The following is a 4,015-nucleotide window of genomic DNA, read 5'->3' as shown; positions in this document are numbered from 1 at the left end:
TGCACGAACTGTTCGCCAATCTGCTGGTCGGGCTGGTGGCCTTGCATGTCTTCTATCTGCTGCTGTTCAAATGGCCGCTGGCGCGGTTCATGCTGTTCGTGCGGCCGCGCAAGGCCAGTGGCGGCCCCGGACCGACGCCCTGACCGGGGTGCAGGGGGCGAGGGGGTATCGACATTCAGCGGACGTGCGCTTCCGGCGGTAAGAGACTGGCCTCCGGCGGCTGGGGCCGCAGGCCCCAGACCCCGACTAATTGGCCTCCGAAAGGTGACGGCAGATGGTCCTGCGGGATCGAGCCAATAGTCGGCGATTATAGCGTTTGCAAACCCAGCCGAACGTCTGACAATAGTGGTTAGCTGCCGTTGCATGGACAAGCGTTCGAAGGCATCATCGCTTTATGAACTCGATCGCTTTTCAACCCACCGCTGAAGACCTTCTTGCCGCTAATCGACTGAACTTCATGGCGACCGTTAAGTCGAGGCGGGTCGCAAAATCCTACGCTCTGGGCAGCGTGGCGGTTGGGGCCGTCACAGGGTATTTATTCTGGAAGTGGCAGCTAGGACCGATCATTCTCGGTGCCGCAATTGGTGTCGCCTATTGGCTAATATTTCTCTCACTGATCCTTCTCTCAGCCTATCTTCGGCTGCCTCGTCAGGTGAAGCGAATTTACGGTCAACAGAAGTCGTTGCACGACATCACCACCGTGGATTGGTCTGATGAAACCATATCTTTTGCCTCTAACCGCGGAAATTCCAAGTTTCAGTGGGTCGAATTTGTAAAGATCATCAAAGGAAAAGAGACCATTATTTTACAGCAGAGCGATGTGGTTATGAACTTCATACCGCTTAGGGTACTTTCGGTGCAACAGGCAGAGGATATTGCCGCAAAGGGGTAACCTACCTGCGTCTTTTGAGTCCGCTATTGGGCGAAAGCGCCCGTTTCAAAACCTCGCGTTTACAAACGACATCATCGCCTAATATTTGGGGTCTGGGGCCTGCGGCCCCAGCCGCCGGAGGCATATTCTCGTGCCGCTAGCGGACGGCTTCCGTTGCATGGGGCTCGAGCTGCCGCAGCCAGATTTCGAGGGCGATGCCGGCGTGGAGATATTGATCGCCGTGGGTCTGGCCGACGGCGGCCTGGCGGAGGGCGTGCGTCCATAGCGCGGGGTCGGCGATGCCGAGGCGGGCGAGGCGGCTGTCGGTGGCCAGCCAGTCGACCCATTCCGGGGCGCGGGACAGGCCTTCGGCGAAGCTCGGGGTGGCGATGCCCTTGCCGGCGCGGCGGCGGACGGGGTCGGGCAGGATGCCTTTGAGGGCGTGGCGCTGGAGGTAGCGGTCGCAGCCGGGGCGGGTGCGCTGGTCGAAGGGCAGGCCGGCCATGAACTCGACGAGCGGGCGGTGGAGCAGCGGGCTGCGCGAGCGGAAGGTGGGCTGGCGCTGCCGGTCCCGCGCCAGCTGGAGGGCGGCGATGTGGAGACCGTCGGCGAGGCGCTGGTGGCCGGGGGTGCGGCGGCGGTCGGTCAGCCGGGCGCGGCGGCGGGCGTCGAGATGGGCGTGGCGGGCGTAGTCGGCGGTGATCCAGGGCTGGAGCGGCAGGGCGGCGGGGGCGATGGCCTGGCCGCGCAGGTGCTGGAGGACCGGGGCGAGCAGGCCGTAGCGCAGCCAGAAGCTGCGCGAGCGGCGCTCGGGCGCGCCCTGATGCCAGGCGCGGAGGCCGCGCCAGGTAGCGGCGAGGTTGCCGGTGAACAGGGGGTCGGCGAGCTCGGCGGGGACCGGGCCGGAGAAGGCACCGAGGACGAGGTCGCCGCCATGGCCGTTGAGGACGGCGTCGACGCCGGCGGCGTCCTGGCGGGCGCGGGTCTCGTCGATCAGCGCGGCGTTGATGGCGGTGATGGTCGGCTCGCCGATGAACGGCGCCGGCGGGGCGGCGAAGGGCAGGTGGTGCGAGGCATCGAGCTGGTGCCAGGGGAGGGCGTGATGATCGACGACGGCTTGCATGAAGCGGCGCTCGTCGGCGAAGCCGTGGCCGGGGAAATAGACGGACCAGGCCGCGAGGCCCGGAGCAGCAAGATCGGGGGCGCCGAGGCGGGCGGCGATGCTGGCGATCGAGGAGCTGTCGAGGCCGCCGGAAAGGTCGGTCCAGACGGTGGTGGCGCCGTCGGTGGCGGCGGTGACGGCGTCTTCGAGCAGGGCGCGGAAGCGGGCCCGGGGGTCTGGCTCGGGGTCGGCGGGCGTGTCGGGGACGGCCCAGTGGCGAACGGCGCGGAGGCGGTCGCCGGCGAGGTGGAGGCTGGTGCCGGGGAGCAGGCGGGTGATGGTCTGGAAGGGGGTACGGGCCGAGGCGATGAAGCCGTTGGCCAGATAGTCGGCGATATAATCGGGATCGAGCGGCGGTTGGGGATCGAGCAGGGCGGGGAGGTGGGTGGCGAAGCGCAGGCCGGTGGTGGGGGCATTTCCGGCGGCGGGCGCATGGTAGAGCGGGGTGGTGCCGAGGCTGTCATGGGCGAGCAGGGCTTCGGCGCGGGCGGGGTCGTGGAGCGCCAGCGCCCATTCGCCGAGGATGTGGCGGGGGAGCTCGGCGCGCCAGCGGTGCCAGCCATGGGCGAAGATTTCGGCGTCACTGGCGGTGGCGGGCAGGCCGAGGGTCCGGCGGAGCGCCGCGCGGTGGGCGATGTGGCCGGTGGCGAGGATGGCGCAGCCGGCGGCCTCGGTGGGGATTGTGGGGCCGGTGAGGGTGGTGGCGAGGGTGCCGGTGATGGCCCAGCTCATTCGAGGTGCGCGATCGGGGTGAACAGGGTGCTGCTGCCCTGGGTGTCGAGCAGCGGGCGGCCGTCATGCTCGACCCAGGCATGGGCCTGGAAGGGCAGGCGGCAGACGCCGATGACATGGCGGGCGGGGACGCCGCGCTCCCGCAGGAAGCGGAACAGCGCCAGCGAGCGGACCAGGCAATCGTCCGGCCCGCGGCGGCTGACGAACAGGTTTTCGGCCATTCCGAAGCGGGCGAGGGCGGGGCCAAGCGCGGTGGCGGTAGCGGTGTGTGCGGTGGCGGTATGTGCGGGGGCGGGGGTCGCGGTGGCGGCGCGGGCATAGGTGGCCGCCATGCCGTGACGGGCCAGTGAGCGGGCAGTGCCATGGAGCAGGATGAGGGCGTGGAGCGCGCCGGGCAGGCGGGAGCGCCAGGGCCGGGGGGGGGGGGGGGGGGGGTGGGGGGGGGGGGCCGGCGCGTCGGCGGGCTGGAGCAGGCCGGCTGCGCGGCAGCGGGTGGCGAAGGCGACGCAGTCGCCAGCCAGCACCTCGGCATCGACGTCAAAGCGCGCGGTCAGGGCGTGACGGGCGGCCGGCCAGTCGCGGGCGCCGGTGAGCGCCGCCCAGAGCTGGGTCGCGACCGGATCAAGCACCGAATAGCGCGCCGTGGCCAGGTTGAGCAGGACACGGGCGCCATCGATCTCGACGTCCCGGATATCAGGATGGGGGCGACAGGGGCCGCCCGGGGCCGGCGCGATCAGTCGTCGAGCTCGACCTCGGCGGACAGCGCGTTCTTGGCGGCATTGTAATAGCCGGTGGTGCCATCGTGCGGGGCATCGCCGACCGGGGTGCCATGGCCGTTGGTGAGCGACAGGGCGTCGCCGACGTCGATGATGTCCGGGGCTGTGTAGGCAGATTTGCTGGGATCGGTGCGCATCGAAACCTCCTTGTTCAGGACGATCAGACATTTTCAAGATGAAAATAATGAGCCTGTGCCGAAGCAGAGTCAATCTTGGATGACAATCTGCTGAGCAGGAATTTCGGCGGGCATTGGCCGTACAGCTCATCGGGCGCGGTGGATCATGCCCGGCAATATCCCAGCAACCAGCAACCGCGCCGGGCCCATCTGTGGGTGAGTGTCGGCGTCCACGTCGGGCAGAAGTGCGCCCCCGGCGGGAAAGGAATTTGCCTCCGGCGGCGGGGGGCGCCGGGCCCCCACCCCCACAAAAAGACAACCCCCAATCACGCGGGGGGGGCCTTAGGGAAAAAACAAC

Annotated in this window: 4 protein-coding genes; 1 reads left to right on the top strand and 3 read right to left on the bottom strand. The window is 68.5% G+C overall.

Annotation, left to right across the window (positions count from 1 at the left end; translation table 11 throughout):
• Positions 1-394 precede the first annotated feature (394 nt).
• Entirely contained in the window at positions 395-892 is a 498-nt protein-coding gene (locus ACTIFJ_RS15000; RefSeq protein ID WP_439534917.1) for a YcxB family protein, read from the top strand.
• A 136-nt stretch (positions 893-1,028) separates the two neighbouring features.
• On the opposite strand, the gene ACTIFJ_RS14995 is transcribed toward ACTIFJ_RS15000, so the two are convergent.
• The 3 genes from ACTIFJ_RS14995 to ACTIFJ_RS14985 all read right to left on the bottom strand — a co-directional run bounded on the left by ACTIFJ_RS14995 (position 1,029) and on the right by ACTIFJ_RS14985 (position 3,678).
• Complete coding sequence (locus tag ACTIFJ_RS14995) at positions 1,029-2,765, bottom strand: asparagine synthase-related protein (RefSeq protein ID WP_439534916.1); 1,737 nt, start codon at positions 2,763-2,765, stop codon at positions 1,029-1,031.
• Positions 2,762-3,415, bottom strand: a complete 654-nt coding sequence (locus ACTIFJ_RS14990) for a lasso peptide biosynthesis B2 protein (protein ID WP_439534918.1) — start codon at positions 3,413-3,415, stop codon at positions 2,762-2,764. The genes ACTIFJ_RS14995 and ACTIFJ_RS14990 overlap by 4 nt, the downstream gene beginning before the upstream one ends.
• 83 nt (positions 3,416-3,498) lie before the next feature.
• Positions 3,499-3,678, bottom strand: coding sequence for a hypothetical protein (locus ACTIFJ_RS14985; protein WP_439534919.1), 180 nt, complete (start codon positions 3,676-3,678; stop codon positions 3,499-3,501).
• Positions 3,679-4,015: the final 337 nt, after the last annotated feature.

This window comes from Polymorphobacter sp. (assembly GCF_051860865.1).
Classification (GTDB): domain Bacteria; phylum Pseudomonadota; class Alphaproteobacteria; order Sphingomonadales; family Sphingomonadaceae; genus Sandarakinorhabdus.
This window is presented reverse-complemented; position numbering and strand designations above follow the sequence as displayed.

What these genes read in the sequence shown, in the direction of transcription:
- ACTIFJ_RS15000 (WP_439534917.1), top strand. Translation starts at nt 395, where the DNA reads ATGAACTCGATCGCTTTTCAACCCACCGCTGAAGACCTTCTTGCCGCT.
- ACTIFJ_RS14995 (WP_439534916.1), bottom strand. Translation starts at nt 2,765, where the DNA reads ATGAGCTGGGCCATCACCGGCACCCTCGCCACCACCCTCACCGGCCCC.
- ACTIFJ_RS14985 (WP_439534919.1), bottom strand. Translation starts at nt 3,678, where the DNA reads ATGCGCACCGATCCCAGCAAATCTGCCTACACAGCCCCGGACATCATC.